This window comes from Actinospica robiniae DSM 44927 (assembly GCF_000504285.1).
Lineage (GTDB): Bacteria > Actinomycetota > Actinomycetes > Streptomycetales > Catenulisporaceae > Actinospica > Actinospica robiniae.
Genome location: NZ_KI632511.1, coordinates 5,447,525 through 5,469,920, shown reverse-complemented (window position 1 = coordinate 5,469,920; position 22,396 = coordinate 5,447,525). Strand labels below are relative to the sequence as shown.

23 protein-coding genes are annotated in these 22,396 nt (G+C 71.3%); 18 read left to right on the top strand and 5 right to left on the bottom strand.

Annotated elements, in window-relative coordinates; translation table 11 throughout:
• Nucleotides 1-47 precede the first annotated feature (47 nt).
• From ACTRO_RS23175 to ACTRO_RS23165, 3 genes are all read left to right on the top strand, one after another.
• Nucleotides 48-1,466: a hypothetical protein gene (locus tag ACTRO_RS23175; RefSeq protein WP_034266265.1), complete on the top strand. Its 1,419-nt coding sequence runs from the start codon at nucleotides 48-50 to the stop codon at nucleotides 1,464-1,466.
• A gap of 219 nt (nucleotides 1,467-1,685) precedes the next feature.
• On the top strand, nucleotides 1,686-3,479 hold the full coding sequence (locus tag ACTRO_RS23170; protein WP_034266261.1) for a DEAD/DEAH box helicase: 1,794 nt from the start codon (nucleotides 1,686-1,688) through the stop codon (nucleotides 3,477-3,479).
• Between the two features lie 134 nt (nucleotides 3,480-3,613).
• Nucleotides 3,614-4,270: an IclR family transcriptional regulator domain-containing protein gene (locus ACTRO_RS23165; RefSeq protein ID WP_034276277.1), complete on the top strand. Its 657-nt coding sequence runs from the start codon at nucleotides 3,614-3,616 to the stop codon at nucleotides 4,268-4,270.
• Between the two features lie 12 nt (nucleotides 4,271-4,282).
• On the opposite strand, the gene ACTRO_RS23160 is transcribed toward ACTRO_RS23165, so the two are convergent.
• Genes ACTRO_RS23160 through ACTRO_RS23150 form a run of 3 tightly spaced genes read right to left on the bottom strand, consistent with a single transcriptional unit; the run spans nucleotide 4,283 to nucleotide 6,919 of the window.
• Nucleotides 4,283-5,776, bottom strand: coding sequence for a DCC1-like thiol-disulfide oxidoreductase family protein (locus ACTRO_RS23160; RefSeq protein WP_157436380.1), 1,494 nt, complete (start codon nucleotides 5,774-5,776; stop codon nucleotides 4,283-4,285).
• Nucleotides 5,758-6,429 (bottom strand): DUF5819 family protein, encoded by a 672-nt coding sequence (locus tag ACTRO_RS23155; RefSeq protein WP_157436379.1) that lies wholly within the window; start codon nucleotides 6,427-6,429, stop codon nucleotides 5,758-5,760. Before ACTRO_RS23155 ends, ACTRO_RS23160 begins: the two co-directional genes overlap by 19 nt.
• 10 nt (nucleotides 6,430-6,439) lie before the next feature.
• Complete coding sequence (locus ACTRO_RS23150) at nucleotides 6,440-6,919, bottom strand: Lrp/AsnC family transcriptional regulator (protein ID WP_034276268.1); 480 nt, start codon at nucleotides 6,917-6,919, stop codon at nucleotides 6,440-6,442.
• Nucleotides 6,920-7,098: 179 nt separating this feature from the next.
• Between ACTRO_RS23150 and hppD the strand changes: the two genes are divergently transcribed.
• Both hppD and ACTRO_RS23140 read left to right on the top strand, forming a co-directional pair.
• Nucleotides 7,099-8,241 (top strand): 4-hydroxyphenylpyruvate dioxygenase, encoded by a 1,143-nt coding sequence (gene hppD / locus ACTRO_RS23145; RefSeq protein ID WP_034276266.1) that lies wholly within the window; start codon nucleotides 7,099-7,101, stop codon nucleotides 8,239-8,241.
• 137 nt (nucleotides 8,242-8,378) lie between these two features.
• A complete protein-coding gene (locus tag ACTRO_RS23140; RefSeq protein ID WP_084316478.1) occupies nucleotides 8,379-9,569 on the top strand; it encodes an RDD family protein in 1,191 nt (396 codons plus the stop codon).
• 28 nt (nucleotides 9,570-9,597) lie between these two features.
• Here the strand turns inward: ACTRO_RS23140 and ACTRO_RS23135 are convergent, their stop codons facing one another.
• Nucleotides 9,598-10,110, bottom strand: coding sequence for an isochorismatase family protein (locus ACTRO_RS23135; protein ID WP_034266257.1), 513 nt, complete (start codon nucleotides 10,108-10,110; stop codon nucleotides 9,598-9,600).
• Nucleotides 10,111-10,113: 3 nt separating this feature from the next.
• A complete protein-coding gene (locus ACTRO_RS23130) occupies nucleotides 10,114-11,451 on the bottom strand; it encodes a nicotinate phosphoribosyltransferase (RefSeq protein WP_425394863.1) in 1,338 nt (445 codons plus the stop codon).
• A gap of 78 nt (nucleotides 11,452-11,529) precedes the next feature.
• Here ACTRO_RS23130 and clpS point away from each other — a divergent pair, with 78 nt between their 5' ends.
• The 13 genes from clpS to ACTRO_RS23070 all read left to right on the top strand — a co-directional run bounded on the left by clpS (nucleotide 11,530) and on the right by ACTRO_RS23070 (nucleotide 22,396).
• Nucleotides 11,530-11,826 carry an ATP-dependent Clp protease adapter ClpS gene (gene clpS / locus ACTRO_RS49825; RefSeq protein ID WP_034266253.1) on the top strand — a complete coding sequence of 99 codons (297 nt, stop codon included), beginning with the start codon at nucleotides 11,530-11,532 and terminating at the stop codon, nucleotides 11,824-11,826.
• 60 nt (nucleotides 11,827-11,886) lie between these two features.
• Entirely contained in the window at nucleotides 11,887-12,462 is a 576-nt protein-coding gene (locus ACTRO_RS23120; protein ID WP_034266250.1) for a DUF2017 domain-containing protein, read from the top strand.
• Between the two features lie 43 nt (nucleotides 12,463-12,505).
• Nucleotides 12,506-12,979, top strand: coding sequence for a M67 family metallopeptidase (locus ACTRO_RS23115; protein ID WP_051451246.1), 474 nt, complete (start codon nucleotides 12,506-12,508; stop codon nucleotides 12,977-12,979).
• A gap of 2 nt (nucleotides 12,980-12,981) precedes the next feature.
• Entirely contained in the window at nucleotides 12,982-14,298 is a 1,317-nt protein-coding gene (locus ACTRO_RS23110) for a glycosyltransferase family 87 protein (protein ID WP_051451245.1), read from the top strand.
• An 88-nt stretch (nucleotides 14,299-14,386) separates the two neighbouring features.
• Entirely contained in the window at nucleotides 14,387-15,901 is a 1,515-nt protein-coding gene (locus ACTRO_RS23105; RefSeq protein WP_034266247.1) for an MptA/MptB family glycosyltransferase, read from the top strand.
• 92 nt (nucleotides 15,902-15,993) lie between these two features.
• Complete coding sequence (locus tag ACTRO_RS51075) at nucleotides 15,994-16,107, top strand: putative leader peptide (protein WP_342673733.1); 114 nt, start codon at nucleotides 15,994-15,996, stop codon at nucleotides 16,105-16,107.
• A 96-nt stretch (nucleotides 16,108-16,203) separates the two neighbouring features.
• Complete coding sequence (locus tag ACTRO_RS23100) at nucleotides 16,204-16,482, top strand: MoaD/ThiS family protein (protein WP_034266243.1); 279 nt, start codon at nucleotides 16,204-16,206, stop codon at nucleotides 16,480-16,482.
• Between the two features lie 8 nt (nucleotides 16,483-16,490).
• Nucleotides 16,491-17,438 carry a PLP-dependent cysteine synthase family protein gene (locus ACTRO_RS23095; protein WP_034266239.1) on the top strand — a complete coding sequence of 316 codons (948 nt, stop codon included), beginning with the start codon at nucleotides 16,491-16,493 and terminating at the stop codon, nucleotides 17,436-17,438.
• 49 nt (nucleotides 17,439-17,487) lie between these two features.
• Nucleotides 17,488-18,294 carry a glutamate racemase gene (murI, locus tag ACTRO_RS23090; protein WP_034266235.1) on the top strand — a complete coding sequence of 269 codons (807 nt, stop codon included), beginning with the start codon at nucleotides 17,488-17,490 and terminating at the stop codon, nucleotides 18,292-18,294.
• Nucleotides 18,291-19,058, top strand: coding sequence for a ribonuclease PH (rph, locus tag ACTRO_RS23085; protein ID WP_051451244.1), 768 nt, complete (start codon nucleotides 18,291-18,293; stop codon nucleotides 19,056-19,058). Before murI ends, rph begins: the two co-directional genes overlap by 4 nt.
• Nucleotides 19,059-19,066: 8 nt before the next feature.
• Nucleotides 19,067-19,666 carry an RdgB/HAM1 family non-canonical purine NTP pyrophosphatase gene (gene rdgB / locus ACTRO_RS23080; RefSeq protein ID WP_034266231.1) on the top strand — a complete coding sequence of 200 codons (600 nt, stop codon included), beginning with the start codon at nucleotides 19,067-19,069 and terminating at the stop codon, nucleotides 19,664-19,666.
• A 396-nt stretch (nucleotides 19,667-20,062) separates the two neighbouring features.
• A complete protein-coding gene (locus tag ACTRO_RS23075; protein WP_034266228.1) occupies nucleotides 20,063-21,340 on the top strand; it encodes an extracellular solute-binding protein in 1,278 nt (425 codons plus the stop codon).
• An 87-nt stretch (nucleotides 21,341-21,427) separates the two neighbouring features.
• On the top strand, nucleotides 21,428-22,396 hold the full coding sequence (locus ACTRO_RS23070; RefSeq protein ID WP_245594466.1) for a carbohydrate ABC transporter permease: 969 nt from the start codon (nucleotides 21,428-21,430) through the stop codon (nucleotides 22,394-22,396).

Sequence of the window (22,396 nt, the reverse complement as noted above, 5' to 3'; positions counted from 1 at the left end):
CATCAGTGGGCTGTAACCGGGCAACGCACCGGGGAGGATCCACCGCCTTGCCAGTAGCCGACCTGACCCGCTATCGGGCCGTCCTCGTCTCCATCGCCGTCCTCGGCACCGCGCTGGCCGGCGCGATCGCGCCGGCCAGCGCGGCGGCCACCGGCGCCGAACGGCCCGATCACCTGGCCAACGGCCTGTTCACCTGCTCCACCGACCCGTCCGCACCCGCCTACGTGGCCTTCGGCGTGTCCGGCGCGGACAGCGGCATCGACCTCGAGGGCGTACCGCGGGACACGGACACGACCGACTACCCGACGCCCACCGCGCAGTACCAGCTCTGGCCCGTCAGCGATCCGACCCAGATCACCACCTACGCGGCCGCGGAGGCCCTGGCCGGCTTCGAAGCGCCGGTGAACGTCCCGATGTCCTCGCTGGTGGAGGGCCAGACCTACGCCTGGCAGGCGCGCACCGTCGCGGGCAGCGACACCTCGCCGTGGACGCACACCTGCTACTTCAGCCTCGACACCACGCCGCCGTCCGCGGCCCCGACCATCACCTCGGCGAACTACCCGAGCAACGGCGGATGGGACCAGGGCGGCGCGCCCATGCAGGTCACCTTCGGGGCCGACGAGGTCGGGGACGTCGCGGGCTACGGCTTCTCCTGGGAGGAGCCCATCCCGGTGCCCCGTCTCGGCGGCACCGGCGCCTACGGCATCCTGCAGAAGACCAACCCGTGGGCCGACACCGACTCGTTCGTGCAGGCGCCCACCGTCGGCGGCTCCGCCAGCCTCGACCTGCTCCCGCCGGCCGGCGCCTACGGCCCGCTGACGCTGTACGTGGAGAGCTTCGACCGGGCGTTCAACGCGTCGAGCGTGACCTCCTATCAGGTCTTCGTCTCGTCGACCGAGCCCACGATCACCCCGCCCGCCACCACGCCGGCCTTCGACAAGAAGGCCTCGTTCACCTTCACCCCGAACGCCACGGCCGAGGCGGCGAGCCCGATCGTGAGCTACACGGTGACCATCGGTGCCGGAGCCGCGCACACGTACAAGGCGGACCCCGACGGCTCGGCCACGGTCTCGCTCAAGCTCGATCAGCCCGCCAACGACGACGTGACGGTCACCAGCACCAGCGCCAACGGCTGGGTGAGCGACGCCGCCGAGCAGAACTACTACTACGACACCACCCCCACGGTCAGCTCCGACGTCTACCCGGAGAACGGCTTCGGCGGCGGCGTGGGCGTGCCCGGCACGTTCACGTTCGCGCCCAAGGTGGCCGGGGTCGTGAGCTACACCTACTCCTTCGACTACGGCAACACCGAGACCACAGTGCCCGCGGACGCGAACGGGGATGCCCAGATCACCTGGGCCCCGACGGGCGACAGCGGCTTGCCGTTCTACGACCTGACCGTGTACGCCACCACAAAGGACGGAGTGAACCTCACCTCGTACGACTACTCCTTCATGGTGAACTGACGGAGTTTCAGTAGCCCGAGCGCGACGGCCGGTGACGTGATCCACGCCACCGGCCGTGGTGTGTCCGATTCCGCCGATCCTGTCGCCGGGGCCCGGTACGGTAGAAGACCGCCGAGCTTGAACCGACGAGGGGGACGATCACGTGAGCGAGCTTGCGAGCGAGCCATCAGGCACAGTGCCTGCGCGAACGCGCCTACCGAGCGCCAGCGAGGTGGAGTCGTGAGTACGAACGCCGCCTCCCATCTGTCTCCGGCCTACCCGGATCGCGCACCCTGGGGCACCGCCGGCAAGCTGCGGGCCTGGCAGCAGGCCGCGCTCGACGAGTACCTCATGCGCGAGCCGCGGGACTTCCTCGCGGTGGCCACGCCGGGCGCCGGCAAGACCACGTTCGCGCTGCGGATCGCGACCGAGCTGTTGGACCGTCACCTCGTCCAGCAGATCACCGTCGTCGCGCCGACCGAGCACCTCAAGCACCAGTGGTCCGAGGCCGCGCGCAAGGTCGGGATAGCGATCGACCCGACCTACTCCGGCGCGGTCGGCGGCACCTCCCGCGACTACACCGGCATCGCCGTCACCTACGCGGGCGTGGCGGCGCACCCGATGCTGCACCGGGCCCGGGTGGAGAACCGCCGCACGCTGGTCATCCTGGACGAGATCCACCACGCCGGCGACGCGCTGGCCTGGGGCGACGCGATCTCCGAGGCCTTTGAGCCGGCCGCCCGGCGGCTCGCGCTGACCGGCACCCCGTTCCGCTCGGACGTGGCCCCGATTCCCTTCGTCACCTACGCCCCGGACGCCGAGGGCGCGCGCCGCTCCGTCGCCGACTTCACCTACGGGTACGGCGCGGCGCTGGGGGACGGCGTCGTGCGGCCGGTCATCTTCATGTCCTACGCGGGCCAGATGCGCTGGCGGACCAAGGCCGGCGACGAGATCGCCGCCTCGCTCGGCGAGCCGATGACCCAGGACGCGGTCAGCCAGGCCTGGCGCACCGCGCTCGACCCGGCCGGCAACTGGATGCCCTCGGTGCTGCGGGCGGCGGACAAGCGGCTGACGGAGGTGCGCCGCTCGGTTCCGGACGCCGGCGGCCTGGTCATCGCCACCGACCACAACGCCGCGCGCGCGTACGCCCGGATGCTGCGCGAGATCACCGACGAGTCGCCCACCGTCGTGCTCTCGGACGACCCGAAGGCCTCCTCGCACATCGAGAAGTACAGCGACGGCGACAAGCGCTGGATGGTCGCGGTGCGCATGGTGTCCGAGGGCGTGGACGTGCCGCGCCTGGCCGTGGGCGTGTACGCCACCTCGATCTCCACGCCGCTCTTCTTCGCCCAGGCGGTGGGCCGGTTCGTGCGGGCCCGGCGGCGCGGCGAGACCGCCTCGGTCTTCCTGCCCTCGGTGCCGCTGCTGGTCCAGTTCGCGCACGAGCTCGAGCTGGAGCGCGACCACGTGCTCGACCGGAAGAAGCGCGGCGAGGACGACCTGTGGGCCGAGGAGGAGGACCTGCTCGCCGACGCCAACGCGGAGAAGAACGAGGCCGACCTCGGCGAGTTCGCCTTCAAGGCGCTCGAGTCGGAGGCCACCTTCGACCGGGTGATGTTCGACGGCGACGACTACGGCCTGGCCGCGCAGGCCGGCAGCGCCGAGGAGGCCGACTACCTCGGCATCCCCGGACTGCTCGAGCCCGAGCACGTGCGGACGCTGCTGCAGCGCCGCCAGACCCGGCAGATCGCCCGGCAGAAGGGGCGGACGCGGGCCGACGAGGACGCCCCGGCGGCGATGCCCGCCGAGCAGCGGCCGGTGGTCTCGCACCAGCAGCTGCTGAGCCTGCGCAAGGAGCTGCACACGCTGGTCGGGGCCTGGCACCACCAGTCCGGCCTGCCGCACGGCGTGATCCACAACGAGCTGCGCCGCAGCTGCGGCGGTCCGCCGGCGGCCCAGGCCAGCGCGGCCGAGCTGCGCTCCCGGATCGACCGGGTGCGGGCCTGGGCGACGGAGCGGGCCCGGCAGTCCTAAGGGCTCGAGCCCGGTGGTCCGGCGCGTCGAGTCCGGCGGTTCCAGCGCGTCGGGCCCGATCCGGGCTCGCTCCGGGCGGTCCGCGAGCTTCCCGACGTGCTTACACTGCTGGGGTGACTTCAAGCACCCCGCACATCTCGAGCGCTCCGGTCGAGCACCATCCGGAGACCTCGCAGACCCTCGACCGGGGGCTGCGCGCGCTCGAAGAGCTGGCCGAGGTGCCGGCCGGACTTACCGTGACCGAACTGGCCGAGCGGCTGCACGTCAACCGCACGATCGTCTACCGGCTGCTGGCCACGCTGGAGCTGCACAATCTGGCCCGCCGGGACGCCTCCGGCCGGGCGCGCCTGAGCATCGGTGTGCTGGCGCTGGCCCGGCGGGTGCAGCCGCTGCTGCGCGAGGCCGCGGCGATTCCGCTGCGCCGGCTGGCCGAGGAGGTCGGCGCCACGGCGCACCTGACCGTGGTGGACGGTACCGAGGCGCTGGCCGTGGCCGTGGTCGAGCCCACCTGGACCGACTACCACGTCGCCTACCGGGTCGGCTCCCGCCACCCGCTGGACCGCGGCGCGGCCGGGCGGGTCATCCTGAACTACCGCCAGGACAAGAACACCGGCTACCTGCTCACCGACGGCGAGCTGCAGCCGGGCGCGTACGGGCTGGCCGCGCCGGTGGTCGACGTGCCGGGAGTCGAGGCCTCGGTCGGCGTCGTCTCCTTCGGCCAGCTCGATCCGCACCGGGCCGGGCCGCGCGTCGTGCGTGCGGCCGCCGAGGTGGCCGGCGCGCTGCGCTGACCGGCGGTCGGCTCAGCCCAGCTCGTCCGCGTGCGGTTCGCTCGCCGCCGGCTTTCTCGGGACGGCGCAGGCGGGGGTTCCGCCGGGCAGCCGGTGCCGGTTGACCGCGATCAGATGGTAGAGGCCTGCGCCGATCCAGGAGAACGGCGGCGTCAGCAGCAGCGCGCCGAACGGCCGCCAGGGCCAACGGCTGCGCAGCAGCAGCCGGCCGACGGCAGCCGCGCCGTGGGGGGCTCGGCCCGATCGGGGCGCACCCGGGGCGAGCCAGCGCACCGCCGAGGTGACCTGCTCGTATGTCAGCCCATTGGCGTCGAGGTCGATCTCCTGCCAGGGCACGAAGCGCACCGCCGGCCGGCACCAACGCTGCGCCCAGCGCACGCTGGAGCTGCAGAACGCGCAGTCGCCGTCGAAGACGAGCGTCGGAGTGGGAGCGGTGGCGATCACAGACTCAGCAACCAGTACTGACCCGTTCATGCTCTCAGCGTACGCCGGTCCCGCCACCGCCCTTTCGACGGCCCGCCATACTCGGTCGGACAGGAAGACCGCGTCTCCCACCAGCATGATCAGGGAGAAGAACGGCAGGCCGAGCAGGACGGCTATCGCCAGGTGCATCCCGGCCAGCACGACCAGCGACGGGTACTTCAGCTTGGCCGTGAAGACCGTGAACGGGAACGCCACCTGGACGAACACGGTCAGGTAGCCGGCCAGCGCGAGCAGCACCGCGTGGCCGAGCAGCCACGAGCTCAGGGCGGGCCAGGGCTCGAACCAGTGCAGGCGCAGGATGAACCCGAGCGCGGTGCCGTCCTGCCACATCGAACCCTGCACCTTGTACAGGCCCGCGGTCGCGTAGATGACGCACACCTGCGCGGCGATCACCAGTACCGCGCCGTTGTGCAGCACGTTGGCGATCTGCTCGCGTATCGCGGCGAGCTCGTCCCGCCAGGCCGGCCGCGCCGCCGGTTCCGGCTCCGGCTCGACCCGCAGCGCCGACGCCGTCCGCCGCGCGTCCAGCGACCAGTGCCGGCCGCACCGGGCGAAGCACAGGTACAGCGACATCAGCACCAGCACGTTGTCGCCGCCGTCGGTGATGAACGGGCTGCGATTCTCCAGCGCCACCACCACGAAGCAGAACAACAGGGAGCTGATGCGAGTGCGCCAGCCGAGTGCGAACAGCACGCCGGCGAGGATGGCCAGCAGGTAGAACAACTGGAAGCCGGTGCCGCCGAGGCCGGCCACCGCGGTGAGCCAGTCGCGCAGGATGCTCGGCATCAGCTTCTGCGCCTCGAACGAGCGCTCCATCGTGGGCGACCAGTAAGCGTTCGGGCCCCACGCCGCGTCCCGCTCGCCCCACTCGCGCAGCAGGAACAGCGTCCACAGCGTCCCGTAGCCGATGCGCAGCGCCGCGGCTCCCCGCAGGGCCAGAGCGGTCTCGGTGATCAGCTCGTAGCGCCGCGCCGCCCAGGACCCGAGCCTGGCGAGTCCGGGCCTCACGAGGCCGTCACCCACCACGGCAGCGTCTGCGTCTGCGGGGCCATCTGCTGCGCGGTCCGTCCGTCGCCCGGGGCCAGCGTGACGACGAAGCGCACCTGGACCGATCCGATCGTTCCGGTCACGTGTGGGCGCAGGTAGCCCAGGACCAGGCTCTGCAGGTACTGCTGCGCGGTGTCGGCCAGCGGCGCGGTCGCCCGGCCGTTCGCGTCATGCGTGCTCGTGTATTCCAGCCATGCGTTGCGCAGGCCGTTCATGGTCAGGTGGCTCGGCGCGAGGTTGTCGGTCGAGACGGCCTGGTCGAGCGTGGACAGGTCGATCCAGGACGTGACCGAGGCCGACGGTCCGACGCTCGCCCGCGCGTCGATCTCCAGGTTCTCCGAGATCGGGTTCGGCGCGAACAGCTGCCAGTTCTGGTTCAGCAGCGGGCTCGTCCACCAGGTGAGCTGGGCGCGGTACTTCTGGGAGACCACGTTGTCCGGCGCGTTGAAGAAGAACGTCGCGGTCAGGTGCACCGCCGCGGCTCCCGCGGTCAGCACCGCGGCGAGCGCCACCACGGCCCTGGACCAGCGCCGGCTCGGGCGCGGCGGGGTGCCCGGCGAACGGGGTGCGTCCGGGCGCGGCGGGGATATCGCGCCCGACGGCGTCGGGAGCTGCGCAGGCTCTTCCACCGCGCCGAGGTTACCCTTCCGCCCTGGCCCGCGCAGCAGCCTCGGCCAATTGCACCACCCGCAGCGGGATCGGGTTCTCCAGGGCGATCATGGTGGAGGTGCGCACGATGCCCTCGAAGTCCACGAGGCGGTCGATCACATGCTGCAGGTCCGCGTTCGACCTCGCCACGATCCGGCAGAGCATGTCGCCGGAGCCGGTGACGGTGTGCATCTCCAGCAGCTCCGGCACGCTGGCCAGGTGCGCCCGCACGTCCCGGCCGCGGCCCTGGCGGATCTCCAGGGTGGCGAACGCGGTGACCGGGTAGCCCAGCGCCGCCGGATCCAGCTCCGGGCCGAAGCCGCGCACCACCCCGTCCGCCTGCAGCCGGTCCAGCCGGGCCTGCACGGTGCCGCGGGCCACGCCGAGGCGGCGGGAGGCCTCCATCACCCCGATCCGCGGCTCGTCGGTGAACAGCCGGATCAGCCGGGCGTCCAACTCGTCCACGGCCATACGGGCGACCTCCTCGGCGATCTTCGGCAATCTGTGCGACTTGTCAGCCGGATGCCCCAAATGGCTGAGCGATATGTATAGCGCAATCGCGCACTGTTGACCACTCTGCCGGACGGATGCAGGATCGGCCCTACCGGAGATCCCGGAACCCCAGCTTCTTCGACGCCGCGGAGGCCGCCATGACCGACCTGCTCGCCGACACCGCATCCCAGGCCGCCCGCCAGGCCGATCCGTTCCCGGTCAGGGGGATGGACGCGATCGTGTTCGCCGTGGGCAACGCCAAACAGACGGCCCACTTCTACGCCGCCGGCTTCGGCATGCGCCTGGTGGCCTACTCCGGCCCGGAGACCGGCAGCCCGGACCGCGCCTCCTACGTGCTGACCTCGGGCTCGGCCCGGTTCGTGATCGACGGCCCGGTCAAGGCCGGCACCGAACTCGGCGAGCACATCGCCCGGCACGGCGACGGGGTGACCGACCTGGCCATCGAGGTCCCGGACGTGCACGCGGCCTACCGCTACGCGGTCGAGCACGGTGCCCGTGGCCTGGAGGAGCCGCACGAGCTGACCGACGAGCACGGCACATTGGTGCGCGCCGCCATCGCCACCTACGGCGAGACCCGGCACAGCCTGGTCGACCGCTCCCGCTACCGCGGCGTCTACGCCCCCGGCTACGTGGAGCACGCCCCGCTCGTGCAGCCGCCGGCCAAGCGCTACTTCCAGGCCGTGGACCACTGTGTGGGCAACGTGGAACTGGGCCGGATGGACGAATGGGTCGAGTTCTACCGGCGCGTCATGGGCTTCACCAACATGGCCGAATTCGTCGGCGACGACATCGCCACCGACTACTCGGCGCTGATGTCGAAGGTGGTCGCGGACGGCAGCCGCAAGGTCAAGTTCCCGCTGAACGAGCCGGCCGAGAGCAAGCGCAAGTCCCAGATCGACGAGTACCTGGAGTTCTACGGCGGCCCCGGCGTGCAGCACATCGCGCTGGCCACCAACGACATCGTCCGCACCGTCGACGAGATGCGCGCGGCCGGCGTCGAGTTCCTCGACACTCCCGACTCCTACTACCAGGACGCCGAGCTGCGCTCCCGGATCGGGTCGGTGCGGGTGCCGGTGGAGGAGCTGCAGGCGCGCAAGATCCTGGTCGACCGGGACGAGGACGGCTATCTGCTGCAGATTTTCACCAAGCCGGTGCAGGACCGTCCCACCGTCTTCTTCGAACTCATCGAGCGGCACGGCTCGCTCGGTTTCGGCAAGGGCAACTTCAAGGCCCTGTTCGAGGCGATCGAGCGGGAGCAGGAGCGTCGCGGGAATCTCTGATTTCGGCTAACCTCCCAGCAGTGTTCTTCGAAGGATCGGCCGCTGTCGGGGGAGGGCGTCATGTGCGAGCTTGCGAGCGCGTCAACGGGTGCAGTGCGTCCGCGAAGGCGCCTTCCGAGCGCTAGCGAGGGGGCGTCATGAGCGAGAATCCGTCTGCTGGTTACTACTCGGATCCGTCGATTCCGGGGTATATCCGTTATTGGGACGGTAACGCCTGGGTGGCCGGCACCAGCCGGCCCGCGCCCGACGAGCCGGGCGGGGACGCCCGGGCGAGCAGCTCGGGCGGCTCCTCCGGCGCCGGCGGCACGTCCTCCGCCGGCAGCGGCGCATCCTCGGCGGGCGGTGCCTGGCGACCGGAGCCGGCGCTCGATGCGTCACAGGGGTCTGCATCAGTCGGCGGGCAGCAGGTTCAACAGCAGCCTGTCGTCCAGCAGCCGGTCGCTCAGCAGCAGATCGCCCAGGCCGTCCCGGAGCAGTTCCAGCAGCAGTACGCGCCCCAGCAGCCGGCCCCGCAGCAGCCGTACGGGTACGGACAGCAGGCGGGCGCCCAGATCCCGCAGCAGTTCCAGCAGCAGCCGGCCCCCGCGCCGGCGCCGCGGCCGCAGATCCCGCAGCAGTACCCGTCCGCTCCGCAGGCCCCTTATCAGGCGCCCGCCGAGGAGGTCGAGTCGCAGCGGCCCGCCACGGTGGCCGGCATGGTAGTCCCGTCCGCGTTCGCGGCCCGGCAGACCGGCACCTTCCCGGTCTACAGCAGCGCGGCCAACCCCTTCGCCGGATTGCCCGGCTCGCCCTCCGCGTCCTCCGAGGACGCGGAGGACGCGGGCGAGGTCACCGTGCTGGAGCTGGCCACGCCCGGCTCCCGGTTCCTCGCCCGCATCATCGACCTCGGCATCGCCACCGTCTTCTCCGCGCCGATCACCGTCTCGCTGCTGCTGGTCGCGCACCGCCACGACCACCAGTACGTGCTCAACCTCGACGCGCAGGCCACCACGACCTACACCACCCTCGGCATGGACGCCGTCGGCATCGCGCTGTGGGCCGGCGCCGCCGTGGCCCTGGTGCTGGTCGCCGTCATGTACGAGGGCTACCGGCTGGGCCGGGGCGGGCAGACCGCGGGCAAGCGGCTGGCCGGGATCCGGGTGGTGCGACTGACCGACGCGCATCCGATCCGCGGCGGCGGCACCGGCATACGCAGGGCCCTGATCTTCTGGATCCTGGCCGTGCTGCCTGTGATCGACCTCGTCGCGCTCGGCGGCGTGCTGTGGGGCCGGCCCTACCGGCAGGGCCTGCACGAGCGGGTCACCTCCACCGCGACGGTAAAGGCCTGACAGTCCCGGCCGGCCCCCTGGCAGCGCGCTACTCCTGCGCGACGTAGACGAAGTCAGGGTCCACCGACGCGCTCAGCTCCAGCAGCACCCGTGTGCCGAACCCGGCCGTGCGCGCGTCCTTCGCCGTCGCCGCGACGCAGAAGTCGGTGGCCAGCCCGCACACGTCCACCTCGGTCACCCCGCGTCCGCGCAGCCACTCGGCCAGCCCGAGGCCGCTCCCGGCCGCGTCCACGCCTTCGAAGCCCGAGTAGGCCGCGGCCCGCTCGCCCTTGCGGAACTCCGCGTCGAACGGCAACCCGGCCACGGCCGGGTGGAACTCGGCGCCCTCCGTGCCGACCCTGCAGTGCACCGGCCATTCGCCGAAGTGCGCGCCGGGATCCACGTGGTAGTCCCGGGTGGCCACGACGAGGTCCGCCCCGCCCGAGCCCGCCCGCACGTACTCGCGCACCTTCTCGGCGACGGCGTTGCCGCCGGTCACCGGAAGGGACCCGCCCTCGCAGAAGTCCTTCTGGACGTCCACCACGATCAGTGCCTTGGCCATGAGTCAATCCACCTTGTAGACAGTGGGGATCACCGCGTCCCCACGGGACAACTGGGTCGCCGAGACCGGCAGCTGCGCCACGCTCTCCTGGTGCAGCCGGCGGCTCTCGGCCAGGTCGGTGCGCTCGACGATCTCGCCGTCGACGATCAGCGGGAAGGACAGCGGCCGGCCGAGCGCGGGGTCCGGCCGCAGCGCGACGACCTCCTCGGTGGCCACGCCGTCCTCCTCGATCCGCCGGTACGGGTGCTTGCGTCCGCCCAGGCTGGGCTTGCCGGCCGAGCGCTTGGCCACCGCCTCCAGCGGGGCGTCCGGCTCGGCCGTGCGGGCCCGGGCGACCAGCTTGTAGACCATGGACGAGGTCGGCGCGCCGCTGCCGGTCACCAGCTGGGTGCCCACACCGTACGCGTCCACCGGCGCCGCGGCCAGGGCCGCGATCGCGTACTCGTCGAGGTCGCTGGTCACCACGATCTTCGTGTCCACCGCGCCGAGCTCGTCGAGCTGGCGGCGCACGCGGTGCGCCATCCACAGCAGGTCGCCGGAGTCGAGCCGCACCGCGCCGAGGTCCGGGCCGGCCACCTCCACCGCGATCCGCACCGCCTCGGCCACGTCGTAGGTGTCCACCAGCAGGGTGGTGCCCTTGCCGAGGGTCGCGACCTGGGTCTGGAAGGTCTCGCGCTCGCTGTCGTGCACGAGGGTGAACGCGTGCGCGGCGGTGCCGACCGTCGGCACGCCGTAGCGGAAGCCGGCCTCCAGGTTGGAGGTCGAGGCGAACCCGGCGAGGTACGCCGCGCGGGCGCTGGCCACCGCGGCTTCCTCGTGCGTGCGCCGCGAGCCCATCTCGATGCACGGCCGGCCGGCCGCCGCGGCGACCATCCGGGAGGCCGCGGCCGCGATCGCCGAGTCGTGGTTGAGGACCGAGAGGATCAGCGTCTCGAGCACGACGCACTCGGCGAAGGTGCCGGACACCGTCATGATCGGGGAGCCCGGGAAGTAGCACTCGCCCTCGCGGTAGCCGCTGATCGAGCCGCGGAACCGGTAGGTCTCGAGCCAGTCCAGCGTGGGCCGGTCCACCACGCCGGCGCGCTCGAGGAAGGCGAGCTGCTCCGGGGTGAACCGGAAGGCCTCGACCGCGTCGAGCACCCGCCCCGTCCCCGCCGTGACGCCGTACCGCCGACCCTCCGGCAGCCTGCGCGTGAAGACCTCGAACACCGAACGGCGGTGTGCCGCGCCGCTGCGCAGGGCACCCTGGAGCATGGTCAGCTCATAGTGGTCCGTGAGCAGTGCCGGAGTACTTATCGTCACCATGACGATAAGGCTAGCACATCCCGCCGGATTCGGCATGCGCAGGCGTCCGGCGCCGCTCCCGGCGCGCCGCCGCCGACCAAGCGGGAGACGGCCAAAGAGTGCGAGGATAGGACCGTGAGCGCCGCACCCGCCGAAGTCGAACAACCCGAGGTCGCCGAACCGGACCCGCTCGAGGCCGCCGACCGGCCGTGGACCACCGTGGTGTGGAACGACCCGGTGAACCTGATGAGCTACGTCACCTACGTCTTCCAGACGTACTTCGGCTACCCCCGGAGCAAGGCCGAGAAGCTGATGATGGACGTGCACCAGCGCGGCAAGGCCTCCGTCTCCACCGGCAGCCGCGAGGAGATGGAGCGCGACGTCTCGGCCATGCACGGCTACGGCCTGTGGGCCACCCTCCAGCACGACTGAGCCCCGGGCCCCGGGGGAGCCCGCCGCCCGCACCCGCCAGCAGACCTGAGAGCCAGCCACGTGACCTACACCTTCCGCGCCGGTCCCGACCGCACGATCGAGGGCGACCTGCAGCCGCCGGTGGCGCAGCTGCTGGTGCAGCTGTTCGGCGAGATGATCGAGCTGCTCGGCCCGGACGAGCCGCCGGCCGCGCCGACCTCCACCGACCCGCTCGCGGTCGAACTCGGCCTCGACGACCTCGGGGTCGAGCAGCCCGGCGCCGAGATCCCGGCCGACCCCGCGCTGGCCCGGCTCTTCCCCAACGCCTACCCCGAGGACGAGCAGGCCTCCGCCGAGTTCCGCCGCTACACCGAGGGCGACCTGCGCACGGCCAAGCGGGACCGGGTCCGCAGCGCGCTCGAGACCCTCGGCACCGGCCAGGGCGGCAAGTTCGAGCTGACCGAGCAGCAGGCGCTGTGCTGGCTCGGCGCGCTCAACGACCTGCGCCTGGTGCTCGGCGCCCGGTTCGGGCTGAGCGACGACGGCCAGGAGCCCGGCTCCGACCTGCCCCCGGAGGACCCGATGCAGATCCTGGTGCCGGCCTACTACTACCTCGGCTACCTGCAGGAGAGCCTGCTCGAGGCGCTGCCCCGCTAGGCTCTCGGCTTCGGCGCGGGCCGGTGCCGTTACCCTGAACCCTGTGCTGACCATAGGACAGGCGATCCGCGACGCCATCATCGACCACGCCCGCGCCGACCACCCCGACGAGGCCTGCGGCGTCGTGGCCGGCCCCATCGGCTCGGACCGGCCCGCCCGGTTCGTCCCCATGGCCAACGCCGAGCGCTCCCCGACCTTCTACCGCTTCGACTCCGGCGAGCAGCTGCGGGTGTGGCGGGAGATGGACGACCGGGACGAAGAGCCGGTGATCATCTACCACTCGCACACCGCCACCGAGGCCTACCCCTCGCGCACCGACATCTCCTACGCCTCCGAGCCGAACGCGCACTACGTCCTGGTCTCCACCCGGGACGCCGACGGCCTCGGCGAGTTCCAGTTCCGCTCGTTCCGGGTGCTCGACGGCGTGGTCTCCGAGGAGGAGATCGCGGTGCTGCCCGAGGGCGCGGACGCGGACGGCGGCGCCGACGCGGCGTCCGGCGCGGGACCGGTGGCCTGACCATGCGCCGCCTCGCCCAGCCCGCCTACCGGCGCCCGCTCCTGTGGTGGAGCGGGACCCGGCTGCTCCTGGTGCTCTGGGCGACGACCGTGCTGCCCTGGTTCTCGCACGGCTCCGAGATCGGCGACGTCGCGCTCTACCGCGGCTGGGCCGAGCTCATGCAGACCGGCACCTACCCGGTGCACGACACCCAGTGGCAGTACCCGCCCGCGGCCGCGCTGGTCTTCCTGATCCCGCAGTGGCTCACCCACCTCGGCCTGAGCTACATCCTCGCGTTCTTCCTGTTCGCGCTGGTCGCCGACCTGGCGGTGTTCGCCCTGCTGGTCGCGCACGCCGACCGCAACGCCGCCAGCGACGGTGTGCCGGCGCACCTCGGCGGGGTGTGGGCGTGGATCTTCGGCGGGTTCGCGATAGGCCCGCTGCTGCTGATGCGCTACGACGTGATCGTCACCGCGCTCGCCGTGGGCGGCCTGCTCGCCCCGGCCCGCTCGGCCAAGGTCCGCTGTTCAGTGCGCGGCGCGCTGCTCGGCCTCGGCGCGATGGTCAAGGCCTGGCCCGCCGGGCTGATCCTGGGCCTGCCGCCCAAGGAGTACGGCCGGCGCGCGGTGATCTGGGCCGTGGGCACGGCCTTCGCGGTCACCGCCGGGCTCTCGTTCTCCATGAGCGGCGCCCTCTCGTTCCTCGGCGGCCAGTCCAGCCGGGGGATAGAGGTCGAGTCCGTGCTGGCCACCCCGTTCATGATCGCCCACTGGTTCGGCTACCCGGTCAAGGTCGTGCACCAGTACGGGTCCTTCCAGATCTCCGGCCCCGGCGTGGGCGCGGTCGCCTCCTTCGCCGAGCTGCTCACCGTGCTCGGCCTCGGCATAGTGCTGTGGTGGCGGCTGCTGCGGTTCAAGCCGCGCGCCTGGACCCCGGCCCTGATGTACGACGTCGCGCTCACGGTCGTCCTCGTGCTCGTGGTCACCAGCCGCGTGCTCAGCCCGCAGTACCTGATCTGGCTGCTCGGCCTGGTCGCGCTGGTGTTCACGGAGAACGCCCCGGCCCGCCGCGCCACCCTGCTCGCCCGGCCCGCGCAGCTCGTGCTGTGCTGCGTGCTGATCACCCAGTTCGAGTTCCCGCTGCTGTTCGGCGAGGTCATGGGCGGTCAGTTCTGGGGGACCATGCTCGTCGCGCTGCGCAACGCGGTCCTCGTGCTGGCCTGCGTGCTCGCCCTGCGCGCGCTGTGGAACTCCGGCCCGGCCGACCCGGCCGTGCCCGCCGAGGACGAGGCCGGGCTCGCCCGCCCGGCCGCCGTGGCCCAACCGACACACGGCCGTTGAAATGGCACTAGCATCACCCACGGACCCGATCGGCGCAATGCCTGGACGGGCACCGGGACCGACACGGGACGAGGGCGTTCGAAGCGCAGTGAGCGAACCGACGATAAGCAGGCCACGCGCCGCGGCCGCGGCCGCGCCCGACGGCGCCCGCGAGGCCGCGCCGGCCGGCCGGCGGCCGCCCCGGCGCGCCTCCGGTCCCGGCCGGTGGCTCGGCGACCTGTTCGAGTTCGTCTACCGGCTCGCCGACTCCACCCTGGCCACCCCGCGGGTGGCGGTGGCCGTCTCGCTCACCGGCATCGCGCTGGTGATGCTGGTGGGAATCTTCTCGCCGAACTACAACACGCTCCCGCGCGTCCCGATCAGCCAGTCCTACGTCGCCGTCGTGCTGCCGCTCTCGGACCACCTCGGCCGGCTGCCGGACTGGGCCTCGATCAGCCTGACCTTCCTGGCGATCATCCTGCAGTGCCTCGGCCTGGCCGGGCTGCTGTGGGCCAACAGCCGCGGCTGGAAGCCCAATCCGTGGCACCTGTTCTTCGCCGCCTGCGTGATCGTCGCGATCATGGTGAACATCAGCCCGGTCGGCTCCTCGGACACCACCAGCTACGCCGCGTACGGCCGGATGGCCAGCATCGGCATCGACCCGTACGGCAACGGGCCGACCCAGCTGGGGCTCGGCGACAACTACACGCTCGTGGTCGGGCCGATGTGGCAGAACACGCCCTCGGTCTACGGCCCGCTGGCCACCTGGGTCCAGCAGCTGGCCGCGCACTTCGGCGGGGCGGGCAACCCGGCCGCCGCGGTCTCCGCGCTGATGATCATGAACGGGATCGTCTTCCTCGGCGTCGGCCTGTTCCTCATGCGCACCGCGGACGACCCGGTCCGGGCCAGCCTGATGTGGGTGGCCAACCCGGTGCTGATCCAGCAGCTGGTGGCGGGCGGCCACCTGGACACGTACGTGGCCGCGGCCACCGTCGTCGGCATCCAGATCGCCCGCGGCCGCGGCAGCGGCTGGCGCTACCTGTGGGTCGGGGTGGCCATCGGGGCCGGCTGCTGCTTCAAGATCAACGCCGCTTTCGCCGGCATCGCGGTCGGCTGGATGCTGCTGGTGCGGCGCGAGTGGTGGAACCTGGCCCGGCTGGCCCTCGGCGGCCTGGGCACCGTCACCGTGCTCTACGCCTTCTACGGCTGGCACGCGCTCAAACAGCTCTCGGCCGCCTCCGGGCTGGTGGCCACCCCCTCGCCCTGGCGGCTGTTCCAGATCGTGGTCGAAGGCCTGTTCGACCTGTTCGGCGCGGACTCGCTGGGCCGGACCGTCTCGAGCGACCTGATCTCGGCGATCTGGCCGCTGATGATGATCGCGGTGGCCTACCTGATCTACAAGCAGTTCGGCCCGAACCAGTCCGCCATGGTCACGGTGCCGTTCGCGCTCAGCTTCGCCTGGGTGATCGTCGCGCCCTGGGGCCTGCCCTGGTACGCCGCCGTCTCCTGGGTCGTGCTGGCCCTGGTGCCGCGCAACCCGATGACGAGATGGCTCACCCTCGTCACCGTCTACCTGGCCCTGATGCACTGCTCCGGCGGCGGTCCGGCGCCCTGGGCGAACTAGGGCCGCGACCGGGCCCGTCCCGCCGCCCGAACAGGCGTCCAACCCGTGGTTGCGGCTGGGAGCGCTCAGACGGGAATCGGTAGACTGGCTCTATGCGTTCCCCCGATGTGATGACGACCGCCCAGGGCAAGAGCGTGCTGCTCGTGTCGCGTCGCCACGTCGATCTGGGCCGCCTCGCCAGCGCGCTGTGTAGCGCCGCCGCCTAGCCGCGCCGCTCCGCGTCCGCGTGCCCCCGCAGGCACGCCGGCCCGCCACGGCCGCGCCCGCAGCAAGCCGACCCCCACACGATCAGGAGCCCCGCTATGGCCGTCCAGGTCTCCATTCCGACCATTCTGCGCAGCTACACCGACGGCGCCAAGAGCGTCGAAGGCGCAGGCAGCACGCTCAAGGAACTCATCACCGACCTCGACTCGCGCCACCCGGGCCTCGGTGACCGCCTGCTCGACGAAGGCAAGCTGCGCCGCTTCGTCAACGTCTACCTCAACGACGAGGACGTGCGCTTCATCAGCGGCCTCGACACGACCCTCGCCGACGGCGACAAGGTCACCGTGCTGCCGGCGGTCGCCGGCGGTATGCGCTGAAGGCAGCCATGCGCTACGACTCGCTGCTCGACTCGCTAGGGCACACCCCGCTCGTCGGCCTGCCCCGGCTCTCCCCGTCCGCCGAGGTGCGGGTCTGGGCGAAGCTGGAGGACCGCAACCCGACCGGTTCGATCAAGGACCGCCCAGCGCTCGCCATGATCGAGGAGGCCGAGCGTTCCGGCCGGCTCACTCCGGGCTGCACCATCCTGGAGCCCACCAGCGGGAACACCGGCATCGCGCTGGCCATGGCGGCCAAGCTCAAGGGCTACCGGCTGATCTGCGTGATGCCGGAGAACACCTCCGAGGAGCGCCGGCAGCTGCTGCGGATGTGGGGCGCCGAGATCATCCCGTCCCAGGCCTCCGGCGGCTCCAACGAGGCGGTGCGGGTGGCCAAGCGGCTGTCCGCCGAGAACCCGGACTGGGTGCTGCTCTACCAGTACGGCAACCCGTCCAACGCGCTGGCGCACTACGCCGGGACCGGGCCGGAGCTGCTCGAGGACCTGCCGAGCATCACCCACTTCGTGGCCGGGCTCGGCACCACCGGCACCCTGATGGGAGTCGGGCGCTACCTGCGCGAGAAGGTCCCGGGCATCGAGATCGTCGCCGCCGAGCCGCGTTACGACGACCTCATCTACGGCCTGCGCAACCTCGACGAGGGCTTCGTGCCGGAGATCTACGACGAGTCGGTCCTGACCACCCGCTACTCCGTCGCCTCCGCCGACGCGCTGCGCCGCACCCGCGAGCTGCTAGCCACCGAGGGCATCTTCGCCGGAATCTCCACCGGCTGCGCGCTGCACGCGGCGCTCGGCATCGCGGCCAAGGCGCACAAGGCCGGCGAGCGCGCGGACATCGCGTTCGTGGTGGCGGACGGCGGTTGGAAGTATCTGTCCACCGGCGCCTACGAGGGGACTCTGAACGAAGCGGAAGACCGCCTTTCCGGTCAACTCTGGGCCTGATACTGCGTCATACGATCAGCTAAGCGCCTCGGTGCCTTATGGTGGGCGAGTGTCAGACGCACCGATCGGGATCTTCGACAGCGGCTACGGGGGACTGACCGTGGCCCGGGCCTTGCTGGACCAGTTGCCACACGAGCCCGTGTTCTACCTCGGCGACACGGCCCGGGCCCCCTACGGCCCGCGGCCCATCGCCGAGGTGCGCAAATACTCCCTCGAGTGTCTCGATCAGCTCGTCGAGCACGGCGTGAAGATGCTGGTCATCGCGTGCAACTCGGCCAGCTCCGCGATGCTGCGCGACGCCCGGGAGCGCTACGCCGTGCCCGTCGTCGAGGTCATCCACCCGGCCGCCCGGCGCGCCGTCGCGGCCACCCGCAACGGGCGGATCGGCGTCATCTCCACCCTGGCCACCAAGACCTCGCGCTCCTACGAGGACGCCACGGCCGCGGTGCCCAACGTCAAGCTCTTCACCCAGGCCTGCCCGCGCTTCGTCGAGTTCGTCGAGGACGGCGTCACCGGCGGCGACGAGCTGATCAAGGTCGCGCACGAGTACCTCGACCCGATCGCGGCCGAGAGCGTGGACACCCTGATCCTCGGCTGCACCCACTATCCGCTGCTCACCGGCATCATCTCGTACGTCATGGGCGCGGACGTGACGCTGATCTCCAGCGCCGAGGAGACGGCCAAGGACGTCTACCGCGAACTGGCCGAGCTCGGCCTGATGCGCGACGAGACGCTGGCCGCGCCGGTGCACGAGTTCCGCACCACCGGCGACCCGGAGCGCTTCCGCGAGATCGGGCGGCGTTTCCTCGGGCCGGAGCTCGCCGACGTCCGGCGGGCCGTTACGCTCGAGGTATGACTTCAGCCGCCGACCAGACCACGGCCACCGCCTCCGGCGCCCCCCGCCACGACGGACGCGTCCCCGACCAGCTGCGCCCCGTGACCATCACCCGCAACTGGCTCGACCACGCGGAGGGATCCGTGCTCGTCGAGTTCGGCCGCACCCGGGTGCTGTGCGCCGCCTCGGTCACCGAGGGCGTTCCGCGCTGGCGCAAGGGTTCCGGCCTCGGCTGGGTCACCGCCGAGTACGCGATGCTGCCGCGCGCCACCCACGACCGCTCCGACCGCGAGTCGGTCAAGGGCCGGATCGGCGGGCGCACGCACGAGATCTCCCGGCTGATCGGCCGGGCGGTGCGCGCGGTGGTGGACTACAAGGCCCTCGGCGAGAACACCATCGTGCTCGACTGCGACGTGCTCCAGGCCGACGGCGGCACCCGCACCGCCGCGATCACCGGCGCGTACGTAGCGCTCGAGGACGCGGTGACCTGGCTCAAGGAGAAGGGCGCGGTCAAGGCCGGCAAGGAGGTGCTGACCGGTTCGGTGTGCGCCGTGTCGGTCGGCATCATCGACGGCCGGCCGCTGCTCGACCTCTGCTACGAGGAGGACGTGCGCGCCGAGACGGACATGAACGTGGTGTGCACCGGCGACGGACGCTTCGTCGAGGTGCAGGGCACCGCCGAGGGAGCGCCCTTCGACCGCCGCGAGCTCGGCCACCTGCTCGACCTCGCCGAGCTCGGCTGCACCGAGCTGACGCTGCTTCAGCGCAAGGCGCTGGGTCGGTGACGGCAGGCATGCAGCGCATCGTTCTGGCCACCCGCAACGCGCACAAGGTCGGCGAGCTGCGCGCGATCCTGGCCGGCCTCGGCGTGCAGGTGGACCTGGTCGGCGTCACCGAGTACCCGGACGTTCCGGACGTGGCCGAGACCGAGCTCAGCTTCGCCGGCAACGCCCTGCTGAAGGCGACTGCCGTGGCCGAGGCCACCGGCCTGCCCGCCATCGCCGACGACTCAGGGATCTGCGTCGACGCGCTCAACGGCATGCCCGGCATCTTCTCCGCCCGCTGGGCCGGCCGGCACGGCGACGACGCGGCGAACCTGGATCTGCTGCTGGCCCAGGTCGGCGACGTCGCCGACGAGCACCGCGGCGCCCAGTTCGTCTGCGCCGCCGCGCTCGCCGTGCCGGGGCCCTCCGGCCGCCAGGTCGTGCGCGAAGGACGGATCGAGGGCACGCTGCTGCGCGCCCGCCGCGGTGAAGGAGGGTTCGGATACGACCCGGTCTTCCTGCCGGCCGGCTCCGAGCGCACGACCGCCGAGCTGAGCGCCGAGGAGAAGAACGCCGTCTCGCACCGCCGCCTCGCCTTCGAGGCCCTGGCCCCGCTTCTTCCGGTCTGAGGCCCGATCGGCCCGACCGCTCCCACGCGTCGAACGGCCCGTACCCCCGATAGTTTCGGGTGGTACGGGCCGCTCTGTTTGGGTCGAGGGACCCGACTAGACCAGTTCGGCCCGCCCGGCCGATCCGCCCGGCCCGATCACCGCGTTTTCCCGCCCGTCAGCGTCGAACGCTGACACCGATGATCCTCATCGCAGGTCACAGCGTCGTCGTGCGATCTTCCCTTGGCAACGCTCACATCACGCCGCGGTGGTGCAATCATTGCGGTTTCGTAACTGGTCTATACCTGGCCCCGTCCTGGTATAGACCAGCCCGGACCGCCGCACCTACAGTGACGGCACCCCCTCGCGGGTCCATCCTCAAAACAGCGCGCACGTGAAGTGTGAAAGGCCATAGCAATGAAGCGTCGCCTTGCTGCCGCGGCAGCCGTCGGTCTCTCGGCCTCCCTGGCCCTGACCGCGTGTAGTTCCTCGAAGAGCACTTCCGGCTCCGGCTCCGGTGACTCCGGCAGCCCGATCACTCTGAAGCTGTTCGGCGCCGACTACGGCACGGCCGGCACCTCCAACTCCACCCAGAAGTACTGGCAGGACATAGCCGACGCCTTCCACAAGGCGAACCCGAACATCACGGTGCAGGTCCAGACGATCGACTGGACCGACTTCCCGACCAAGCTCAAGACCCTGATGCAGTCGAAGGACTACCCGGACATCATCGAGGGCGACGCGCCGCAGGCCTACGCCCAGTCCGGCATCGCCTACAAGGCCTCGGACGTGCTCGGCGCCTCCACCCTGTCGAACCTCATCCCGACCTTCGCCAAGCAGGGCGACTACCAGGGCACCGAGTACGGCATCCCGTTCACCACCAGCACCCGCGCCCTGTACTACAACAAGAAGCTGTTCACCCAGGCCGGCATCACCGCCGCGCCGACCACCTGGGCCGAGCTGCAGACCGACGCGGGCAAGCTCGCCAAGATCGGCAACGGCACCATCGGCTACGGCATGCCGCTCGGCCCCGAGGAGGCGCAGGGCGAGTCCCTGATGTGGATGCTCGGCGCCAACGGCGGCTACCAGACCAACGGCGCCTACACCATCAACTCCGCGGCCAACATCAGCGCCTTCACCTTCATGAACGGCATGGTCAAGGCCGGCGACACCGAGGCCAACCCGGGCACCGTGGACCGCAAGGACATGTGGTCCGACTTCGCCGCCGGCACCGTCGGCATGGTCGGCGGCTCCCCGGCCGTGGTCCCGATCATCCAGGCCGCCGGCAAGCTGCAGTCCTCGGACTGGGCCACCGCGCCGTTCCCCGGCCAGGCCGGCCCGATCACCAACCCGCTCGGCGTGGACGACCAGATCGTGGCGCTGAACGTGCACAAGCAGCAGGACGCGATCCAGAAGTTCCTGAACTTCGCCTACCAGGACACCTACCAGGCGCAGTTCGACTCGCTCTACGACCTGCTGCCCGCCACCACCTCCGCGGCCAACGCCGAGGCCAGCGACCCGATCTTCGGCCCGTTCGTCAAGGCCATCCCGACCTCGTCGGCCTACCCGACCTCGGCCAACTGGACCGACGTCAGCACGAAGATCAAGAACAGCATCGGCGCCGCGGTGGACGGCACCAGTGCGACCTCCGTCCTCGGCCAGATCCAGCAGTTCGCCCTGAGCAGCGGCAGCTGATCTGTCACAGCGAGCAGCCACCCCTGACCCCGGCGCCCGCCGCCGGGGTCAGGGGCTCACGCCGCACTGGAGAAAGAGACCGAAACGGTGGACCAAGTAACTGAGACCGCGGCGGCGGCGCCCGGCGCGGGCGCCCCCGTACGCGCGGCCGTGCGGCGCACCCCCGCGCGCCGCCGCTTCGCCCGGGCCCTCGCCCCGCTGCCCTGGCTGGCCCCCGCGCTCGCGCTGATCGCCTTCGTCGTGCTCTGGCCGGTCTGGGAGATGTTCCAGACCTCCCGGCAGCACATCAACTCGTTCGGGTTCGACCTCGGCGACTACGGCTGGAAGAACTACACAGCCGTGTTCGACGACCCCAACCTGGCCTCGGTGATGACCCGCACGGCCGTCTGGGTGTTCGCCGTCGTGGCCCTGACCGTGGTGATCTCGCTGGCCTTCGCCCAGCTGTTCAACCAGAAGTTCCCCGGCCGCAAGGTGGTGCGCTGGGCGCTGATCGCGCCGTGGGCCGCGTCGGTGATGATGACCTCGATCGTCGTGCGCTGGATGCTCAACCCCAACAACGGCGTCATCAACGTCTTCCTGCACCAGATCGGCGTGGTCAAGCAGTTCAACCAGGGCACCGCCTCCTGGCTGGGCAACCCGACGGACGCGATGTACTGGATGGTCGCCGTCGCGGTGTTCGTCTCGGTCCCGTTCACCACCTACGCCCTGCTGGCCGGGCTCACCTCGATCCCGACCGAGGTCTACGAGGCGGCGCGGGTGGACGGCGCCGGCCGGGCGCGCACGTACTGGTCGATCACCTTCCCGCTGCTGCGCCCCGCGCTGACCGTGGCGATCCTGATCAACCTGATGAACGTGTTCAACTCGTTCCCGATCATCTGGGTGATGACCCAGGGCGGCCCGGACAACCAGACCAGCACCAGCACGGTCTACATGTACAACCTCAAGACACTGAACATCGGGCAGGCAGGTGCCCTGTCGGTGATCAACTTCGGGGTCGTGATCGCGATCGTGCTGATCTTCCTGCGGGCCAACAAGAACAGTCTGAAGGAGGGCTGA

Bases quoted from the DNA above. Each gene is read 5' to 3' on its own strand.
- ACTRO_RS23150 (WP_034276268.1), bottom strand. From the start codon at position 6,919: ATGGCCGTGGACGAGTTGGACGCCCGGCTGATCCGGCTGTTCACCGAC.
- hppD (WP_034276266.1), top strand. From the start codon at position 7,099: ATGACCGACCTGCTCGCCGACACCGCATCCCAGGCCGCCCGCCAGGCC.
- ACTRO_RS23140 (WP_084316478.1), top strand. From the start codon at position 8,379: ATGAGCGAGAATCCGTCTGCTGGTTACTACTCGGATCCGTCGATTCCG.
- ACTRO_RS23135 (WP_034266257.1), bottom strand. From the start codon at position 10,110: ATGGCCAAGGCACTGATCGTGGTGGACGTCCAGAAGGACTTCTGCGAG.
- ACTRO_RS23130 (WP_425394863.1), bottom strand. From the start codon at position 11,451: ATGCCGAATCCGGCGGGATGTGCTAGCCTTATCGTCATGGTGACGATA.
- ACTRO_RS23110 (WP_051451245.1), top strand. From the start codon at position 12,982: ATGCGCCGCCTCGCCCAGCCCGCCTACCGGCGCCCGCTCCTGTGGTGG.
- ACTRO_RS51075 (WP_342673733.1), top strand. From the start codon at position 15,994: ATGCGTTCCCCCGATGTGATGACGACCGCCCAGGGCAAGAGCGTGCTG.
- ACTRO_RS23100 (WP_034266243.1), top strand. From the start codon at position 16,204: ATGGCCGTCCAGGTCTCCATTCCGACCATTCTGCGCAGCTACACCGAC.
- ACTRO_RS23095 (WP_034266239.1), top strand. From the start codon at position 16,491: ATGCGCTACGACTCGCTGCTCGACTCGCTAGGGCACACCCCGCTCGTC.
- rph (WP_051451244.1), top strand. From the start codon at position 18,291: ATGACTTCAGCCGCCGACCAGACCACGGCCACCGCCTCCGGCGCCCCC.
- rdgB (WP_034266231.1), top strand. From the start codon at position 19,067: ATGCAGCGCATCGTTCTGGCCACCCGCAACGCGCACAAGGTCGGCGAG.
- ACTRO_RS23075 (WP_034266228.1), top strand. From the start codon at position 20,063: ATGAAGCGTCGCCTTGCTGCCGCGGCAGCCGTCGGTCTCTCGGCCTCC.